The 16,634-nt window shown below is 72.8% G+C and carries 18 protein-coding genes; 13 read left to right on the plus strand and 5 right to left on the minus strand.

The features are described from left to right. The first annotated feature begins 75 nt into the window (after positions 1 to 75). The 6 genes from J3P38_RS09655 (at position 76) to J3P38_RS09680 (ending at position 3,701) form a co-directional block, all read left to right on the plus strand. A complete protein-coding gene (locus J3P38_RS09655) occupies positions 76 to 696 on the plus strand; it encodes a hypothetical protein (RefSeq protein ID WP_210503415.1) in 621 nt (206 codons plus the stop codon). 151 nt (positions 697 to 847) lie between these two features. Further along, a complete protein-coding gene (locus J3P38_RS09660) occupies positions 848 to 1,003 on the plus strand; it encodes a hypothetical protein (protein WP_210439540.1) in 156 nt (51 codons plus the stop codon). Position 1,004: 1 nt separating this feature from the next. Further along, positions 1,005 to 1,472: a RidA family protein gene (locus J3P38_RS09665; RefSeq protein WP_210503416.1), complete on the plus strand. Its 468-nt coding sequence runs from the start codon at positions 1,005 to 1,007 to the stop codon at positions 1,470 to 1,472. A 2-nt stretch (positions 1,473 to 1,474) separates the two neighbouring features. Beyond that, complete coding sequence (locus J3P38_RS09670) at positions 1,475 to 2,335, plus strand: NUDIX hydrolase (RefSeq protein WP_307807830.1); 861 nt, start codon at positions 1,475 to 1,477, stop codon at positions 2,333 to 2,335. A gap of 50 nt (positions 2,336 to 2,385) precedes the next feature. Next, entirely contained in the window at positions 2,386 to 3,126 is a 741-nt protein-coding gene (locus tag J3P38_RS09675; protein WP_307807831.1) for an MBL fold metallo-hydrolase, read from the plus strand. A gap of 38 nt (positions 3,127 to 3,164) precedes the next feature. Continuing rightward, on the plus strand, positions 3,165 to 3,701 hold the full coding sequence (locus J3P38_RS09680) for a TIGR03086 family metal-binding protein (protein WP_210503417.1): 537 nt from the start codon (positions 3,165 to 3,167) through the stop codon (positions 3,699 to 3,701). 118 nt (positions 3,702 to 3,819) lie between these two features. On the opposite strand, the gene J3P38_RS09685 is transcribed toward J3P38_RS09680, so the two are convergent. Beyond that, complete coding sequence (locus J3P38_RS09685) at positions 3,820 to 4,497, minus strand: Crp/Fnr family transcriptional regulator (RefSeq protein WP_210439543.1); 678 nt, start codon at positions 4,495 to 4,497, stop codon at positions 3,820 to 3,822. Positions 4,498 to 4,724: 227 nt separating this feature from the next. Between J3P38_RS09685 and nth the strand changes: the two genes are divergently transcribed. Genes nth through J3P38_RS09705 form a run of 4 tightly spaced genes read left to right on the plus strand, consistent with a single transcriptional unit; the run spans position 4,725 to position 7,911 of the window. Then, entirely contained in the window at positions 4,725 to 5,381 is a 657-nt protein-coding gene (gene nth / locus J3P38_RS09690) for an endonuclease III (RefSeq protein WP_210503673.1), read from the plus strand. Continuing rightward, positions 5,378 to 6,007 carry a TlpA family protein disulfide reductase gene (locus tag J3P38_RS09695; RefSeq protein WP_210503418.1) on the plus strand — a complete coding sequence of 210 codons (630 nt, stop codon included), beginning with the start codon at positions 5,378 to 5,380 and terminating at the stop codon, positions 6,005 to 6,007. The genes nth and J3P38_RS09695 overlap by 4 nt, the downstream gene beginning before the upstream one ends. Further along, positions 6,004 to 6,732 carry an NUDIX hydrolase gene (locus tag J3P38_RS09700; protein WP_210503419.1) on the plus strand — a complete coding sequence of 243 codons (729 nt, stop codon included), beginning with the start codon at positions 6,004 to 6,006 and terminating at the stop codon, positions 6,730 to 6,732. Before J3P38_RS09695 ends, J3P38_RS09700 begins: the two co-directional genes overlap by 4 nt. Before the next feature lie 3 nt (positions 6,733 to 6,735). After that, positions 6,736 to 7,911, plus strand: coding sequence for a MarP family serine protease (locus J3P38_RS09705; protein ID WP_210439546.1), 1,176 nt, complete (start codon positions 6,736 to 6,738; stop codon positions 7,909 to 7,911). A gap of 27 nt (positions 7,912 to 7,938) precedes the next feature. On the opposite strand, the gene J3P38_RS09710 is transcribed toward J3P38_RS09705, so the two are convergent. Then, positions 7,939 to 8,343, minus strand: a complete 405-nt coding sequence (locus J3P38_RS09710) for a phage holin family protein (RefSeq protein ID WP_210439547.1) — start codon at positions 8,341 to 8,343, stop codon at positions 7,939 to 7,941. A gap of 175 nt (positions 8,344 to 8,518) precedes the next feature. Between J3P38_RS09710 and nhaA the strand changes: the two genes are divergently transcribed. Further along, on the plus strand, positions 8,519 to 9,898 hold the full coding sequence (nhaA, locus tag J3P38_RS09715; protein ID WP_210503420.1) for a Na+/H+ antiporter NhaA: 1,380 nt from the start codon (positions 8,519 to 8,521) through the stop codon (positions 9,896 to 9,898). 296 nt (positions 9,899 to 10,194) lie between these two features. Here nhaA and acs read toward each other — a convergent pair whose 3' ends face one another. The 3 genes from acs to J3P38_RS09730 all read right to left on the minus strand — a co-directional run bounded on the left by acs (position 10,195) and on the right by J3P38_RS09730 (position 14,228). Further along, on the minus strand, positions 10,195 to 12,147 hold the full coding sequence (gene acs / locus J3P38_RS09720) for an acetate--CoA ligase (protein WP_210503674.1): 1,953 nt from the start codon (positions 12,145 to 12,147) through the stop codon (positions 10,195 to 10,197). A gap of 132 nt (positions 12,148 to 12,279) precedes the next feature. After that, complete coding sequence (locus J3P38_RS09725) at positions 12,280 to 13,887, minus strand: solute symporter family protein (RefSeq protein ID WP_210439549.1); 1,608 nt, start codon at positions 13,885 to 13,887, stop codon at positions 12,280 to 12,282. After that, positions 13,887 to 14,228: a DUF485 domain-containing protein gene (locus J3P38_RS09730; protein WP_210439550.1), complete on the minus strand. Its 342-nt coding sequence runs from the start codon at positions 14,226 to 14,228 to the stop codon at positions 13,887 to 13,889. The genes J3P38_RS09725 and J3P38_RS09730 overlap by 1 nt, the downstream gene beginning before the upstream one ends. Before the next feature lie 326 nt (positions 14,229 to 14,554). Here J3P38_RS09730 and J3P38_RS09735 point away from each other — a divergent pair, with 326 nt between their 5' ends. Then, positions 14,555 to 14,953, plus strand: a complete 399-nt coding sequence (locus J3P38_RS09735) for a VOC family protein (protein ID WP_210439551.1) — start codon at positions 14,555 to 14,557, stop codon at positions 14,951 to 14,953. 103 nt (positions 14,954 to 15,056) lie between these two features. Further along, positions 15,057 to 16,634 (plus strand): phosphatidylinositol-specific phospholipase C/glycerophosphodiester phosphodiesterase family protein, encoded by a 1,578-nt coding sequence (locus tag J3P38_RS09740; protein WP_210503421.1) that lies wholly within the window; start codon positions 15,057 to 15,059, stop codon positions 16,632 to 16,634.

Raw genomic sequence — 16,634 nt, forward strand, 5'->3', positions numbered from 1 at the left:
GCCGCCAGGACGGCGAGGGTTCCGGTGTGCCGCACTCCGCGGCGTACCACCTCCGACACGACAGGAGTCACGACCGTGACGATCTCGCAATCCCCCGCTCCCGCTCGCTCCGACGTCGCCGCCGCGACCTCCCCCGGGTCGAGCCCGCGCCACCCCTACACCGTGCACGGCGCCGTGCTGACCGCCGGCGCCCTCGCCTGGGCCGGGGCCATGGCGTTCACCGGCATCGACCCGCAGACCCGCGCCACCGAGGTGGCGTTCTCCGTCTCCTCGGGCCTGTTCCAGGTCGGCCTGCTGTTCCTGCTCCGCACCCTGTGGCGCACGCAGGCCCTCGGCACGGGCCGCCTGGCCCGGGCCGTGCTGCGCATCGAGGCGGTCGCCGTGGCCCTGGCCATCGGCTCCACGGCCGGCGACGGGCTCGGCCTCACCGACATGGACCAGCTGGGGTGGATCCTCCTGGACATGTTCTGGCCGCTGTCGATGATGGGGATGTTCCTCATCGGCATCCGGATCGCGGTCGCCGGCCGCTGGAAGGGCGTCACCCGGTTCTGGCCGATGGTGGCGGAGAGCTGGGCCGTGGTCACCATCCCGGTGCTCGCCGTGTTCGGCGACACGGCCGCCCACGTCGTCGCCTGCGCCCACCTGGTCGTCGGCTACGCCGTCCTCGGCGTGCTGGTCAGCCGCAAGCAGGACTGAGCCTCGTGCCGCAGGCCCCGGGCCCCTCCGCGGAGGGGTCCGGGGCCTGCGTCGTCCGCCCGGTCGCCGCTGCGGTCCCTCGGTCGTCGCCGCGTCGGTCCACGGGAGGACGCGGGGTGGCGGTGCGTCCGGCCCGAGTAGGGTGCCGAGCATGACCAAGTGGGAATACCAGGTGGCGCCGATTCCGCTCCACAACGAAGCGCTCATGCTCAACAACTTCGGCCAGGACGGCTGGGAGCTGGTGGCCATCCACACCAACGCCCAGGGTGGCCTCGTGGCCTTCCTCAAGCGCCCGGGCCAGGCCTGACGTGGCGCCCTCCCCGTCCCCCGAGGCGCGGCTCGCCGAGCTGGGCATCACCGTCCCGGAGGTCGTCCCGCCGGTGGCGGCCTACCAGCCCACCGCCCGGAGCGGGAACCTCGTGTTCACTGCCGGGCAGCTGCCCGCCCGCGACGGCGAGATGATCGCGGTCGGCAAGGTCGGCGGTGAGGTCACCGAGGAGCAGGGCTACGAGTGCGCGCGGCAGTGCGCCCTCAACGCACTGGCTGCGGTGAAGGCCGAGGTGGGCTCGCTCGACGAGGTCAAGCGGGTGGTGAAGGTCGTCGTCTTCGTCGCCTCGACTCCCGACTTCACCGGCCAGCCGAAGGTCGCCAACGGCGCGTCCGAGCTGCTCGGCGAGGTGTTCGGCGACGCCGGCAAGCACGCCCGCTCGGCCGTCGGCGTACCCGTCCTGCCGCTGGACGTGCCCGTCGAGGTCGAGATCGTCGTCGAGGTCTGAGCGTGCAGCGTCTCCCGCTGCCCGAGGCGCTCGTCGCCCAGGCGCGGTCCTACGCCGAGGGCGGCGGGCGACCGGCCGAGCCGCGTGACGCGGCCACGGTGGTGCTGATGCGCCCCGGGGCCGCGGGGCCGGAGGTCTACCTGCTCCGGCGGCAGGCGTCGATGGCCTTCGCGGGCGGCATGTGCGTCTTCCCCGGCGGCGGGGTCGACCCCCGCGACTTCGACGCCGAGCTCGTCGACCGCAACCTCTGGGCCGGTCCGTCCCCGGCCGAGTGGGCCGCCCGGCTGGGGTGCGAGGAGCCGAAGGCCCGCGCGCTGGTGTGCGCGGCGGTGCGCGAGACGTTCGAGGAGTCCGGTGTCCTGCTCGCCGGAGCGGCCGCCGGCGAGGTCGTCGCCGACACCACGGGCGACGACTGGGAGGCCGACCGGGTCGCCCTGGAGTCGCGCGAGCTGTCCCTGACGGCGTTCCTCGAGCGGCGCTCGCTCGTGCTGCGCACCGACCTGCTCGGCGCCTGGTCGGGCTGGCTCACGCCGGTCTTCGAGCCGCGGCGCTACCGCACCTGGTTCTTCGTCGCCCGCCTCCCCGAGGGCCAGGTCACCCGCGACGTGTCGAGCGAGTCGTCGTCGGTGACGTGGGCCGGCGCCATGGAGGCCGTCGAGCAGGTCGAGCAGCAGCGGCTCTCCATGCTGCCGCCGACCTGGCTGACGTGCCTCGAGCTGGGCCAGTACGCCGACCCCGACGCGGTGCTCGAGGCCTCGCGGGGGCGGACGGTCGAGATGTACATGCCGGAGGTCGTCGCCGACGGCGAGGAGTTCGTCCTCTCCACGCCTCCGGCCTACGCCGCGCTGGCGGCGGCCCGGTGAGCCAACCGGCGCCCTGGGCCGGCGGGTCCTTCGGCGAGACGGGGACCTGTGTGCTCGCGCCCAACGCCGGCGTGATGACCCTCGACGGCACCAACACCTGGGTGCTGCGCGACCCCGGCTCCTCGCGCTCGGTCGTCGTCGACCCCGGGCCCTCGGTGCGCGCACACCTCGACGCCGTCGACGAGGCCGCCGGCGACGTCGCGGTGGTGCTGCTGACCCATCACCACGCCGACCACAGCGAGGCGGCCCGGGAGTACGCCGAGCGGCACGGCTGTGGCGTACGTGCCCTCGACCCGGCGTACCGGCTCGGCTCGGAGGGCCTCGGCGAGGGTGACGTGGTCGCGGTCGGCGACCTGGAGGTGCACGTCGTCGCGACGCCGGGCCACACCGCGGACTCGCTGTCCTTCGTCGTCCCCCGGGACCGTGCGGTGCTCACCGGCGACACCGTCCTCGGGCGGGGCACCACCGTCGTGGCGCACCCCGACGGCCAGCTCGGCGCCTACCTCGCCTCGCTGCAGCGGCTCCACGCCCTGTGCGGCGAGCAGGGCATCACCACCGTCTGGCCCGGCCACGGTCCGGTGATCGACGACGCGCTCGGCGCCCTCGACCTCTACCTCGCCCACCGCGAGCAGCGGCTGGAGCAGGTACGCGCGGCGCTGGCCACGCTGCCCCACCTCGACGACCCGGCGCGCGCGGTCGTGGAGATCGTGTACGCCGACGTCGACCCCGTGCTGTGGGGAGCCGCCGAGCTGTCGGTGCGCGCGCAGCTGGCGTACCTCGCCGGCTCCTGACCCTTGCGCGGGCCCGCGCGCAGTAGTGGCATGGGGTCATGAGCTCCGAGCACCAGCCCGTCGTCGTCCTGTCCCGTGCCCTCGACCAGGCCGGCGACGCGCTCGCCGCGATCCGCGCCGACGACCTCGACAAGCCGACGCCGTGCGAGGGCTGGACCGTGCGGGAGCTGGCCGACCACCTGGCCGCGGCGCCCGAGCACTTCCTGCAGATGGCGCGCGGGGAGGAGGTCGACTGGTCGGCGGGCACCGGTGTGGAGCCGGAGCGGCTGGCCGCTCACTTCGAGTCGCGGGCCGACGACCTGATCCACCACTGGCACGGCCAGCCCGACGACCAGGTCGCGACGGCCGACTGGCAGAGCGCCGAGCTCGCCGTCCACACCTGGGACCTCGTGCGGGCCCTCGGCCGGCCCGTGGCGCTGGACGAGGAGGTCGCCGAGCGCGGCCTCGCCTTCATGCAGCAGGGCCTGACGCCCGACAACCGCGGCGAGGCGTTCCGCGCCGAGGTCGCCGTCCCGGCCGGCGCGACGGCGTACGACCGGCTGGCGGCCTTCGCGGGCCGCGACCCGCGGGCCTGACGCGGCCGCAGGATCTTCCCCGCTGCATCGCTCCGCGCCCCCGGGTAGTCCACCGGGAAACGGCTGGCGATGACCGCGATCCGCAGCCACTGCCCGGTGGACTACCCCAGCGCTGGGGTCAGCGGGCCCGGCGGGAGAGCCTCTCGATGTCCATGATCACGACGGAGCGGGGCTCGAGGCGCAGCCAGCCGCGCGAGGCGAAGTCGGCGAGCGCCTTGTTGACGGTCTCGCGGGAGGCGCCGACCAGCTGGGCGAGCTCCTCCTGGGTGAGGTCGTGGTGGACGTGCACGCCGTCGTCGGCGGTGCGGCCGAACCGGTCGGCGAGGTCGAGCAGCGCCTTGGCGACGCGTCCGGGGACGTCGGAGAACACGAGGTCGGCGACGACGTCGTTGGACTTGCGCAGCCGGGACGCCAGCTGGGACAGCAGGCCGCGCGCGACCTGGGGGCGGCCCTCGAGCCAGCGGAGGAGGTCGTCGTGCGACAGCGAGGCGAACGACGCGTCGGTGACGGCGGTGACGGTCGCGGAGCGCGGGCCCGGGTCGAAGAGGGACAGCTCGCCGAACATCTGGCCCGGGCCCATGATCGCGAGGAGGTTCTCGCGGCCGTCGGAGGAGGAGCGGCCGAGCTTCACCTTGCCCTCGGTGACGATGTAGAGCTTGTCGCCGGAGTCGCCCTCGTGGAAGAGCACGTCGCCACGACGGAGCGTGGTCTCGGCCATCGAGCCGCCCAGGGCGGTCGCCGCCTCGTCGTCGAGCGAGCTGAACAGCGGTGCCTGCCGAAGCACGTCGTTGTCCACGTCAATCCTCCATGTGAGTGCGTCCCGTCGAGGTGGGGCCCGGGATCGACACGATCCTAGCCGTGGTGCGGCTCACAACGACCACTCCCCGCCGTGCCGACGCCGTTTGCGCCGGCTTCGGAGGTGTCGGTCCCGGACCGTAGGCTGGGCGGGTGCCCGCCTCCGCCAAGGTCGTCAAGGTCGAGATCCCGAAGCCCGACACCTCGCTCGTGCGTCGGGCACGCAAGATGGACCGGATCCTCGCCGAGACCTATCCCGACGCGGCGACCGAGCTCGACTTCACCAACGCGTTCGAGTGCCTGGTCGTCACCGTGATCTCCGCCCAGACCACCGACCGCAGGGTGAACGCCGCCAGCCCCGCGCTGTTCGCCGCCTACCCCACGCCCGAGGCGATGGCCGCTGCGCCGCGCGAGCACATGGAGCAGCTGCTCGGGCCGCTGGGATTCTTCCGGCAGAAGACCGACGCGCTGCTCAAGCTGAGCCAGGCGCTGGTCGACACCTTCGGCGGCGAGGTGCCGTCCCGGCTCGAAGACCTGGTCACGCTGCCGGGAGTGGGGCGCAAGACCGCCAACGTCGTGCGCGGCGAGGCGTTCGGCCTGCCGGGCATCACCGTCGACACCCACTTCGGGCGCCTGGCGCGCCGCTTCGGCTGGACCGAGGAGACCGACCCGGTCAAGGTCGAGCACGCCGTGGGCGCCCTGTTCCCCAAGCGTGACTGGACGCCCCTGTCCCAGCACCTGATCTGGCACGGCCGGCGCCGCTGCCACGCCAAGAAGCCGGCGTGCGGCGCCTGCCCGATCGCGAGGCTGTGCCCGTCCTTCGGCCTGGGCCCGACCGACCCGATCGAGGCGGAGAAGCTGGTCACCACCCAGGGCCCCGCATGAGGAAGGCCCCACCGGCCGCCGTCCTGGCCGTCGTCCTGGCGGTCGTGCTCGCCGCGCTCTCGGCCTGCACCACCGGGCCCCGTCCGGTCGACGTACGCCCGCCCGACGTCGAGGTCGACACCCCCGCGATGCGGAAGGTGAAGGCGCGCATCGGCATGGAGTCCTGCGAGCCCGGCACCGGGGCGCCGGTGGAGGGCGGCCTGCCCGAGATCACGCTGCCGTGCCTCGGCGGGGGGCCCGACGTGGAGCTCTCCTCCCTGCGCGGGCCGACGGTGATCAACCTCTGGCAGGCGCGGTGCGAGCCGTGCCGGCTGGAGATGCCCGCCCTGGAGGAGTTCCACCAGCGGCACGGCGACCGGGTGCGCATCCTCGGCGTCGACTTCAACGACGTCCATCCCGACGCCGCGCTGGCGCTCGCGGAGGAGACCGGTGCGACGTACCCCTCCATCGCCGACCCCGGCGGCGAGCTCATGGCCGAGGACGCCTTCGCGATCGGCCGACGCGGGCTGCCCGCCTTCGTCTTCGTCGACGCCGACGGCGTCGTCGTGGGGCACAGCTCGGGTGGCGTCGACTCGCTCGCGGAGGTCGAGGAGCTGGTCGCCGAGCACCTCGGGGTCGACCTGTGAGTCCCGCCCTCCCGGGCTGGCTGGCGCCGGTCGTGGAGGCGGCGTCCACCATCACCGTCCACGAGCTCACGCACTTCGTGCCGCCGGAGGGCACCGACCCCCGGCGCGGCGCGGTGCTCATGGTCTTCGCCGACCGCGACGCCGACCCGGCCTCGCCCGACGACCTCGCCCACCGCGGCGAGCTCCTGCTCACCGAGCGCAACCACCACATGCGGTCCCACCCGGGCCAGGTGTCCTTCCCGGGCGGCCGGCTCGACCCCGGCGAGACCCCGCGGGAGGCGGCGCTGCGCGAGGCCCACGAGGAGATCGGGCTCCAGCCGGCGGAGGTGCAGGTCTTCGGCGAGCTCCCCGAGCTGTGGCTGCCGCCCAGCAACTTCGCCGTGACGCCGGTCCTGGGCTACTGGCGCGACCGCGGCCAGGTGCGCATCGAGAGCCCCGACGAGGTCCACGAGATCCACCACGTGGCGATCGCCGACCTGCTCGACGCCGACAACCGCGTGAGCGTGCGGCACCCCAGCGGCTGGACGGGTCCGGGGTTCCTCATCGGCCCGGACCGCGACGTGGTCCTGTGGGGCTTCACCGCCGGGATCATCGCCCGGCTGTTCTCCTACCTCGGGTGGGACGGCGACTGGGACCGGGCGCGGGTGCGTGACCTGCCCGACCACATGCTGCAGGGTGTCCCCAGGAACACCGACCTTGCACCGAACACCAAGCTCGAGGAGTAGCGCATGAACGTCCTCGACTGGTGCCTCGTGGCGCTCGTGGGGATCTACGCCCTCTCGGGCTACTGGCAGGGGTTCATCACCGGCGCGTGCGCCACCGCCGGTCTCCTGCTCGGCGGCCTCGCCGGCATCTGGGCCGCCCCGCTCGCGCTCGGCGACGCCGCCCCGTCGCTGTGGGTGTCGCTGGGGGCGCTGTTCATCGTGATCATCTCCGCCTCGCTCGGGCAGGCCGTGCTCCAGTACGCCGGCGCCAAGGTGCGCGAGCGCATCACCTGGCAGCCGGTGCGCGCCGTGGACGCCGTCGGCGGGTCGGCCCTCAGCGCGGTCGCGGTGCTCCTCGTGGCGTGGGCGCTCGGCGTCGCGGTCTCCGGCACGCGCATCGGCGCCATCACGCCGCTGGTGCGCGACTCCACGATCCTCGCGAAGGTGGACCGGACGCTGCCGGCGGACTCCGGCACAGTGCTCCAGGCGTTCAACAACGTCGTCGGCACGACGTTCTTCCCCCGCTACCTCGAGCCGTTCGCGCCCGAGCGGATCGTCGCGGTCAAGCCCGGCGACCCGCGGATGCTCACCGACCCCGACGTGGTCGCCGCCGAGGCGAGCGTGCTCAAGGTGCGCGGCACCAACGGCTGCGGCAGCGGCGTCGAGGGCACCGGCTTCCTCTTCGCGCCGGGCCGGCTGATGACCAACGCGCACGTCGTCGCCGGTGTGACGCGCCCCGAGGTGGAGGTCGGTGGGTCGTCCGTCACGGCGTCGGTCGTGCTCTACGACCAGGACCTCGACATCGCGGTCCTGTCGCTGCCCGACACCGGCACCCCCCACCTCGTCCTCGACACCGAGGCGCAGCCGCGGGACCCCGTCGCCGTGCTGGGCTACCCCGAGGACGGCCCGTACGACGTCGAGTCCGGCCGCATCCGCTCCGAGCAGCGGCTGCGCTCACCCGACATCTACGGTGAGGGCACGGTCCTCCGCCAGGTGTTCTCGCTGCGCGCGCTGATCCGCCCGGGGAACTCCGGAGGCCCGATCGTCACGTCGGCCGGCGACGTCGCCGGCATGGTCTTCGCCGCCTCGGTCAGCGACCAGGACACCGGCTACGCGCTGACCGCCGACCAGGTCGCGGAGTCCGCGGCGGCCGGCGTCACCCGGCAGGCGCCGGTCGACACCGGCACCTGCGTGCGCTGAGCGTCGTACGACTGCCCGGGTGCGGGCTCAGCCCCTGCCCTTGAGCGCCTGCGGGATCTGCCTGCCCTGCTCGATCGCCCGCTCGGGCGCCTTGACCTTCTTCACCTGCTTGACCCCGATGAGGGCGAGCAGCCCGGCGAGCAGCAAGTAGACGGCGAAGACGATGAGGAACGCCCAGTGCAGGTCGAGGCCCTGCCCGTTCCAGTGGATGAGGTAGGCGATCGCCACCGACAGCATGATGACGGCGAGCAGGCCGAGGAACGCCGCTCCCGCGAACAGCCCCACTCCCACGCCGCCGTGCTTGACGCTGACCTTGAGCTCGCTCTTGGCGAGCTGGATCTCCTTGGAGATCAGGGTCGAGATGTCGCGCTGGGCGTCGATGACGAGCTTGCCGAGCGTCGGATCGGTGTCCCTGACGGGTTCGTTGGCCATGGGTGCGGTCCTTCGGTCGTGCGCCGGCGAGCTGTCGTTGCGACCCTACCAACGCCGACGGGGCGCCCAGCCGCCCGGCTAGAGTGGTGTCAGGTGCGCCGGGAAGTCTGGTCGGCCCGTGGCGTGGAGCCGCGGTGACAAGTGCCCCCGCCGACCCCGAAGGATGCGTAGCCGCATGGCCACACCTCGCAAGTCCCGCCCGAGCGCCCCCGACGACCTGTGGCAGTCCGGGCCCGTCTACAGCGCGAGCGGCAAGCCCCTGGCCCGCCTCGTCGCGCGACCGGTGCGCGAGTTCCTCCGCATCGAGGCCGCCGGCTCGATCCTGCTGCTCCTCGCGGCGGCCGCCGCCCTGGTGTGGGCCAACAGCCCGTGGGCGGCGTCGTACGACTCCCTCTGGCACACACATCTGGCCCTCGACGTGGGTCCGCTGCACCTCGACGAGTCGCTCCAGCACTGGGTCAACGACGCCCTGATGGTGATCTTCTTCTTCGTCGTCGGGCTCGAGATCAAGTACGAGCTGGTCAACGGCGACCTGCGCGACCCCAAGGCCGCGGCGCTGCCGATCGTCGCGGCGGTCGGCGGGATGCTCGTGCCGGCCGGGATCTACCTCGCGCTCAACCCGCCGGGCAGCGCGGGGAGTGCCGGGTGGGGGATCCCGATGGCCACCGACATCGCGTTCGCCGTCGGTGTGCTCGGCGTGCTGGGACGGCGGATCCCGTCGGCGGCGCGGCTGTTCCTGCTGACGCTGGCGATCGTCGACGACATCGGCGCGATCCTCGTGATCGCGGTCTTCTACACCAGCGACCTGTCCCTGGGCTGGCTCGCGGCCGCGCTCGCCCTGCTCGCCGTCATGGTGCTGGCGCGCCGGATGCGCATCTGGACGATCGTCGTGTACGTCGTCCTCGGTGTCGCCGTCTGGTTCGCGCTCCTCGAGTCGGGCGTGCACGCCACGCTCGCCGGGGTCGCGATCGGCCTGCTCGCCCCGGCCCGCCCGCTGCTCAACGAGGACGTCGCACGCGGCTACGCCATCGACGCCCTGCGCGACCACCACATCGACCCCGACGAGCTCGCCCGGCTGCGCTTCCTGCTCAAGGAGTCGGTGTCGGTCGTCGAGCGCCTGCAGGCCACGCTGCACCCGGTCTCGGCGTACGTCGTCCTGCCGGTGTTCGCGCTCGCCAACGCCGGGGTCGAGCTCGGCGCGATCGGCGAGGTGTTCACGGCGCCGGTCGGCCTGGGGATCGTGCTCGGGCTCGTGCTGGGCAAGCCCGTGGGCATCACGCTCGCCTCGTTCGTCGCCGTCCGCCTCGGCCTCGGCAGGCTGCCCGAGGGCACGACCTGGCCGATGGTGTTCGGGCTGGGCGCGGTCGGCGGCATCGGCTTCACCGTCTCGATCTTCGTCGCGGGGCTGTCGTTCCCCGGCTCCGACCTCCTGACCGAGGAGGCGAAGATCGCCATCCTGCTGGCCTCGCTCATCGCCGCCGTCGTGGGTGTCGCGCTGCTGCTGGCCTCCACCCGCGGCTCGGGGGCCGAGCGTCATGCGGAGCCGCACGCATAGGTGTGGGTCCGCATGACGCCGGGGGCTGCCGCGCGGGGGTCGGGCCGGACGTCATACGAACCCGCACGTACAGGTGTGGGTCCGCATGACGCCGGGGGCTGCCGAGCGCGGTCGGGGCCGGACGTCATACGAACCCGCACGTATAGGTGTGGGTCCGCATGACGCCGGGGGCTGCCGCGCGGGGGTCGGGGCCGGACGTCATACGAACCCGCACCGATAGGTACGAGTTCGTATGACGCAGCCGCCCGGGGCGGGCTCCCGGGGCGGGCAGGCGCGGGCCGCCGGGCCGGTCGAGGTCAGTCCTCCGCCGGCGCGGAGGTCTCCTTCGACTTGATCAGGTCCATGACGGTCGAGTCGGCGAGCGTCGTGACGTCGCCGACCTCGCGGTGCTCGGCGACGTCCTTGAGCAGGCGCCGCATGATCTTGCCCGAGCGGGTCTTGGGCAGCTCGGGAACCACCATGATCTGCCGCGGCTTGGCGATGGCGCCGATCTCCTTGGCGACGTGCTTGCGCAGCTCCTCGACGATGTCCTCCCCGCCGTCGCCGGCGGAGTCGCGCAGGATGACGAAGGCGCACACGGCCTGGCCGGTGGTGTCGTCGGCCGCTCCCACGACCGCGGCCTCGGCGACCTTGGGGTGCGAGACCAGGGCGGACTCGATCTCGGTGGTGGAGAGGCGGTGGCCCGACACGTTCATCACGTCGTCGACCCGCCCGAGCAGCCAGATGTCGCCGTCCTCGTCCAGCTTGGCCCCGTCGCCGGCGAAGTAGAGGCCCGGCCAGCGCGACCAGTAGGTGTCCTTGAAGCGCTGGTCGTCGCCCCAGAGCGTCCGCAGCATGGCCGGCCACGGCTCGCGGAGCACGAGGTAGCCGCCGTTGCCGTTGCCCACCGACCGGGCCTCGTCGTCGACCACGTCGGCGGAGATCCCGGGCAGCGCCTTCATCGCCGAGCCGGGCTTGCCGGCGGTGACGCCGGGCAGCGGGCTGATCATGATCTGGCCGGTCTCGGTCTGCCACCAGGTGTCGACGACGGGGCACCGGCCGCCGCCGATGACCTCGCGGTACCAGATGTACGCCTCGGGGTTGATCGGCTCGCCGACCGACCCGAGCAGCCGCAGCGACGACATGTCGTAGCCGTCGGGGATCTCGCGGCCCTGCTTCATGAAGGTCCGGATGGCCGTCGGCGCGGTGTAGAAGATCGTCACCTTGTAGTCCTGCACGATCTGCCACCAGCGGCCCTTCTCGGGCGTGCCCTCGTACATCACCTGCGTCGCGCCGTTGGCCAGCGGGCCGTAGACCATGTAGGAGTGGCCGGTCACCCAGCCGACGTCGGCGGTGCACCAGTAGACGTCGGTCTCCGGCTTGAGGTCGAAGACCGACCAGTGCGTGTACGACGTACCGGCGAGGTAGCCGCCGGTCGTGTGCAGGATGCCCTTGGGCTTGCCGGTCGTGCCCGAGGTGTACATGACGTACAGCGGGTGCTCGGAGTCGTGCATCTCCGGCTCGTGGTCGGTCGACGCGTTGTCGACGACGTCGTGCCACCACACGTCGCGGCCACCCTCTTCCCGGCCGTGCCAGTCGACGTCCTGGCCCGTACGCCGGACGACGAGGACGTTGCGCACCAGGTCGCCGGTCTTCTCGACCGCCTCGTCGACCGCCGGCTTCAGCGCGCTGGCGGCGCCACGGCGGTAGCCGCCGTCGGAGGTGATGACGACGTGGGCCTCGCAGTCGGTGATGCGGGAGGCCAGCGCGTCGGCGGAGAAGCCACCGAAGACGACGGTGTGCGGGGCGCCGAGCCGGGCGCACGCGAGCATCGCGACGACCACCTCGGGGATCATCGGCATGTAGATCGCGACCCGGTCGCCCTTCTGCACGCCCAGCTCGGTCAGCGCGTTGGCGGCCTTCGACACCTCGTCCTTGAGCTGGGCGTAGGTGATGTCGCGCGTGTCGGCGACCCCGTCGTGGATGGGCTCGCCGACCCAGTGCAGGGCGACCTTGTCCCCGCGGCCGGCCTCGACGTGGCGGTCCACGCAGTTGACCGCGGCGTTCAGGGTGCCGCCGACGAACCACTTGGCGAACGGCGGGTTGGACCAGTCGAGGACCTGGTCCCACTTCCGGCCCCAGTCGAGCCGCTCGGCGGCCTCGGCCCAGAAGGCCTCGCGGTCGGCGTCCGCACGGTCGTACGCCTCGGCCTTGACGTTGGCGTTCTCCGCGAGGTCCGCCGGCGGCTCGAAACGGCGGTCCTCGTGCATCAGGTTCGACAGGGTCTGCTCGGACAAGGCTCTCTCCTCGTGCGGGACGCGTGCGGGTGCGGGCAAGCTCTCGGGGATGGGGCGACCCCTCCGCCGAACCTACTCCGGCTCGGCGAAGGGGTCACGGGGCGATCAGTGCTGGACGGCCTGCTCGGCTCCGGCGCCGGTGAGGGCGCGGACCTCGAGCTCGGTGAAGCGGTCCTCGGCGGCCGGCTCCCGGGAGGTGACGGTGCCGATGTAGCCCAGCAGGAACCCGATCGGGATCGAGATGATGCCGGGGTTGTTGAGCGGGAAGACCGACCAGTCGGAGTCGGGGAACAGCGACGTGGGCAGCCCCGACATGACGGGCGAGAAGAACACCAGCCCGACGGCCGCGATCAGACCGCCGTAGATGCTCCAGGTCGCGCCGCGGGTGTTGAAGCGCCTCCAGAACATGTTGTAGATGATCGCCGGCAGGTTCGCCGACGCGGCGACGGCGAAGGCCAGCGCCACGAGGAACGCGATGTTCAGCCGCTGTGCCGGGATCGACAGGGCGATGGCGACCGCGCCGATGACGAAGGCGGCGATCCGGGCGACCTTGACCTCGTCCTTCTCGGTGACGCCCTGGTCCTTGCGGATCACGCCCTTGTAGAGGTCGTGCGCCACCGACGACGAGCTCGCCAGGGTCAGGCCGGCCACCACCGCGAGGATGGTCGCGAACGCCACCGCCGCGATGAGGGCGAGCAGCACCGCTCCGCCGGTCGAGTCGCCGCCTCCGCCGACCGCCTCGGCGAGGAGGGGCGAGGCGAGGTTCTGGTTGCCGCCCTCGAGCGGGTCGACCTGGCTCCGGTCGAGCAGCGCCGCGGCGCCGAAGCCGAGCACCAGCGTCATCAGGTAGAAGGCGCCGATGAGCCCGATCGCCCAGAGCACGGACTTCCGCGCGTCCTGGGCGGTCGGCACGGTGTAGAAGCGGATCAGGATGTGCGGCAGGCCCGCGGTGCCGAGCACGAGGGCCAGGCCGAGGGAGAGGAAGTCGATCTGCGACGTCAGCGTGGCGCCGTACTGCAGGCCGGGCTGCAGGAACGCCTCGCCCTTGCCCGAGTTGTCGGCCGCGGCGCCGAGCAGCTCGGAGAGGTTGAAGTTGAACTTCGCCAGCACCAGCAGCACGATCAGCGCGGAGCCGACCATCAGCAGGACGGCCTTGACGATCTGGACGTACGTCGTGCCCTTCATGCCGCCGACGACGACGTAAAAGATCATCAGCGCGCCGACGCCGATGATCGTGACGTTCTTGACCGCCTGGCTGTCGACGCCGAGGAGCAGCGCGACGAGCGAGCCCGCACCGACCATCTGGGCGAGCAGGTAGAAGATCGACACGACGACGGTGGAGATCGACGCGGCGGTGCGCACCGGGCGCTGCTGCATCCGGAAGGCGAGCTGGTCGGCCATCGTGTAGCGGCCGGCGTTGCGGAGCATCTCGGCGACGAGGAGCAGCGCGACGAGCCAGGCCACGAGGAAGCCGATGGAGTAGAGGAACCCGTCGTAGCCGTAGACGGCGATGGCGCCGGAGATGCCGAGGAACGACGCGGCGGACATGTAGTCGCCGCCGATGGCGAGACCGTTCTGGAAGCCGGAGAACGACCGGCCACCGGAGTAGAAGTCGGCGGCCGTCTTGGTCTGGCGGCTCGCCCAGAAGGTGATGCCCACCGTCGCGGCGACGACGAGCAGGAACAGGCTGGTGGTGAGGACCTGGGTGTCCATCAGGCGTCGCCTCCCTTGCGGTAGTCCGCGTCGAGCTGGCGAGCCAGCGGGTCGAGCTTCTTCTGCGAGTAGCGGGCGTACATGTAGGCGAGGCCGAAGGTGGTCACGAACTGCAGCAGGCCGAAGACCAGCGCGACGTTGATGTGACCCACGACCCGGGTCGACATGAAGTCGCCGGCCCAGTTGGAGAGGATGACGTACAGCAGGTACCAGACGAGGAAGGCGACGGTCGCCGGGAACACGAAGCCGCGGTAGCGGCGCCGCAGCTCGGCGAACTCGGGGGTCGCATGCAACCGGTCGTAGATGGGATCGTGGCGCGCGGCCTGGTCGGGCTCTGTCACGGATCGGTCCTTCCGAGCATGGGTGGCCACCGGGTGTGACCGCCGTCACGGTGGCACCGCCGGGGCCGCGGACGGGAGGGGCGCGCCCGCCCGGGTCGGCCGGTGGAGGCGGCTCGTCGCCCAGCGGTCGGTGTCGTACGACGAGCGGTCGCCGGTCTGGTCCTCCGGGTAACGCCTCCGTCCGTGCACTCCCGCCACCACCGGTGGGGGCGGGAGCGCACGGATGGTGGCGTTACCGGGCGCGCGGCTGCCGCGTCGTGGCCGCCGCCGCGCAGGCCGCCACCGGCCCTTGACCGCCCACGCACCGGGTCGAGGACGATGGCCGCATGAGCGATGTCCAGGAGTTCCGCATCACCCTCACCGTCGACGACTTCGACGCCGCCGTACGCCTCTACCGCGACGCGCTGGGCCTGCCCGAGGTGGCCGACTGGAGCAGCGAGCAGGGGCGCGTGCTGCTGCTCGACGCCGGCCGCGCGACCCTCGAGCTGTTCGATGCCGCCCAGGCCGCCATGGTCGACGACCTCGAGGTCGGGCGCCGGGTGTCGGGCACGGTGCGCTTCGCGCTCCAGGTGCCGGACGCCGACGCGGCGGCCGCGTCGCTCGTCGAGGCCGGGGCGACGTCGGTCGCGCCCGCCGTCGACACGCCGTGGGGCGACCGGAACGCGCGCGTCGCGGCGCCCGACGGCATGCAGCTCACGCTGTTCACGCCGGCCGAGGTGTCCTGACCGGCTGCCTCTGCCGACGCCGGCACCGAGAGTTCTCCGGCGTTCGCCCTGCCGCACGCGTCCGGTCACCCGGAGTTCGCCCGCGGGAGGTGGGCTCGCAGGCATGTCTCGGACGCTGCGCGCACTGCTCGCGCCCCTCCTCGCCGCCCCCCTGCTGACCCTCGCCCCGACGCCGACGACCGCCGCGCCGGCCGGGCCGCCGGAGCCGCGCGTGCGGCCCCTGCCGCAGGCCCACGCCCACAACGACTACGAGCACGACCGCCCGCTCCACGACGCGCTGTCGCACGGCTTCACCAGTGTCGAGGCGGACGTCTGGCTCGTCGACGGGGAGCTCCTGGTCAGCCACGACCGGCAGGACGTCGACGCGTCCCGCACCCTCGAGTCGCTCTACCTCGACCCGCTCGTCGAGCGCACCCGCCACGAGGGCGGCCGGGTCCACCGCGGCGACCGGGGCGTCTTCCAGCTGCTGATCGACGTCAAGAGCGAGGCCGGCCCGACGTACGCCGCCGTGCACGAGGCGCTCGCCGAGCACCGAGGCATCCTGACGACGTTCCGCGACGGGCGGGTGGAGCAGGGCGCGGTCACCGCGGTCATCAGCGGCAACCGTGACCTCGCCGCCATGCAGGCGCAGCGAGTGCGCTACGCCGGGTACGACGGACGCCTGGGCGACCTCGGCTCGGGGGTGCCGGCCAGCGACCTGCCGCTGCTCAGCGACAACTGGACCAAGCACTTCAGTTGGCTCGGCGTGGGTCCCATGCCCGAGGCCGAGCGCGCGAGGCTGCACGACCTGGTGGACCGTGCCCACGCAGCCGGGTACCGCGTGCGGTTCTGGGCGACCCCCGATGCCGCCGGACCGGCGCGCGACGCGCTGTGGGACGAGCTGCTCGACGCCGGGGTCGACCACCTCAACACCGACGACCTGGCCGGCCTCGAAGCCTTCCTCCGGGCTCGCCCGACGGCGCCGTCGCGGCCCGGGCGCGGTGCGCCGTACGCCATGCTCCAGATGAACCTGTGCCTGTCCGGCCTCGCCGGCTGCTTCGGCCGCACCGCCTATCCCGCGGTCGTCGACGAGGCGGTCGCGACCATCGAGGGCCAGGACGCGGAGGCCGTGTCGCTCAACGAGGCCTGCAGCGGCGACGCCGCGGAGATCGCGCGCCGCACCGGCTACCACCTCCGCTTAGCGCCGGTGATCTACCGCGGCGCCGAGCTGCCGTGCGTGAGGCCCGAGGGCCGCGGCGTGTTCGGCAACGCCGTGCTCACCAAGGAGCGGATCGTGAGCTCGCAGGACCGGGCCTTCGCCGTGCAGTCCGGGGTCGAGGAGCGCCGCTGGATCTGCGCGACCACCGCGCGCGGCGTCACCGCGTGCTCGGCCCACCTCAGCACGCGGGGCACCGCCGACGCGCAGGCGGCCAACGACGCCCAGTGCGCCGAGCTGGCCACCGTCCTGTCGTCGTACGCCGACACGGCGGTGGTGCTCGGCGGTGACGTCAACCGGCAGGCGTCCTGCGCGCCGGCCGGCTGGTGGACGCTCACCGACGCGGCAGCGGCGCAGGCGCCCGGCATCCAGCACGTCTACGGCAACGACCGGTTCCGCGGCCCGGCGGGCACCGTCGTACCAGCCATCCACACCGACCACGACTTCCTGCTCGCGGACTCCCGGCTGGTGCGACCGGGCCGCTGA

Origin of the sequence: Nocardioides xinjiangensis, from assembly GCF_017916455.1 — a bacterium.
GTDB lineage: Bacteria > Actinomycetota > Actinomycetes > Propionibacteriales > Nocardioidaceae > Nocardioides > Nocardioides xinjiangensis.

Bases quoted from the DNA above. Each gene is read 5' to 3' on its own strand.
- J3P38_RS09660 (WP_210439540.1), top strand. From the start codon at position 848: ATGACCAAGTGGGAATACCAGGTGGCGCCGATTCCGCTCCACAACGAA.
- J3P38_RS09680 (WP_210503417.1), top strand. From the start codon at position 3,165: ATGAGCTCCGAGCACCAGCCCGTCGTCGTCCTGTCCCGTGCCCTCGAC.
- nth (WP_210503673.1), top strand. From the start codon at position 4,725: ATGGACCGGATCCTCGCCGAGACCTATCCCGACGCGGCGACCGAGCTC.
- J3P38_RS09695 (WP_210503418.1), top strand. From the start codon at position 5,378: ATGAGGAAGGCCCCACCGGCCGCCGTCCTGGCCGTCGTCCTGGCGGTC.
- J3P38_RS09705 (WP_210439546.1), top strand. From the start codon at position 6,736: ATGAACGTCCTCGACTGGTGCCTCGTGGCGCTCGTGGGGATCTACGCC.
- J3P38_RS09710 (WP_210439547.1), bottom strand. From the start codon at position 8,343: ATGGCCAACGAACCCGTCAGGGACACCGATCCGACGCTCGGCAAGCTC.
- nhaA (WP_210503420.1), top strand. From the start codon at position 8,519: ATGGCCACACCTCGCAAGTCCCGCCCGAGCGCCCCCGACGACCTGTGG.
- acs (WP_210503674.1), bottom strand. From the start codon at position 12,147: ATGCACGAGGACCGCCGTTTCGAGCCGCCGGCGGACCTCGCGGAGAAC.
- J3P38_RS09725 (WP_210439549.1), bottom strand. From the start codon at position 13,887: ATGGACACCCAGGTCCTCACCACCAGCCTGTTCCTGCTCGTCGTCGCC.
- J3P38_RS09735 (WP_210439551.1), top strand. From the start codon at position 14,555: ATGAGCGATGTCCAGGAGTTCCGCATCACCCTCACCGTCGACGACTTC.
- J3P38_RS09740 (WP_210503421.1), top strand. From the start codon at position 15,057: ATGTCTCGGACGCTGCGCGCACTGCTCGCGCCCCTCCTCGCCGCCCCC.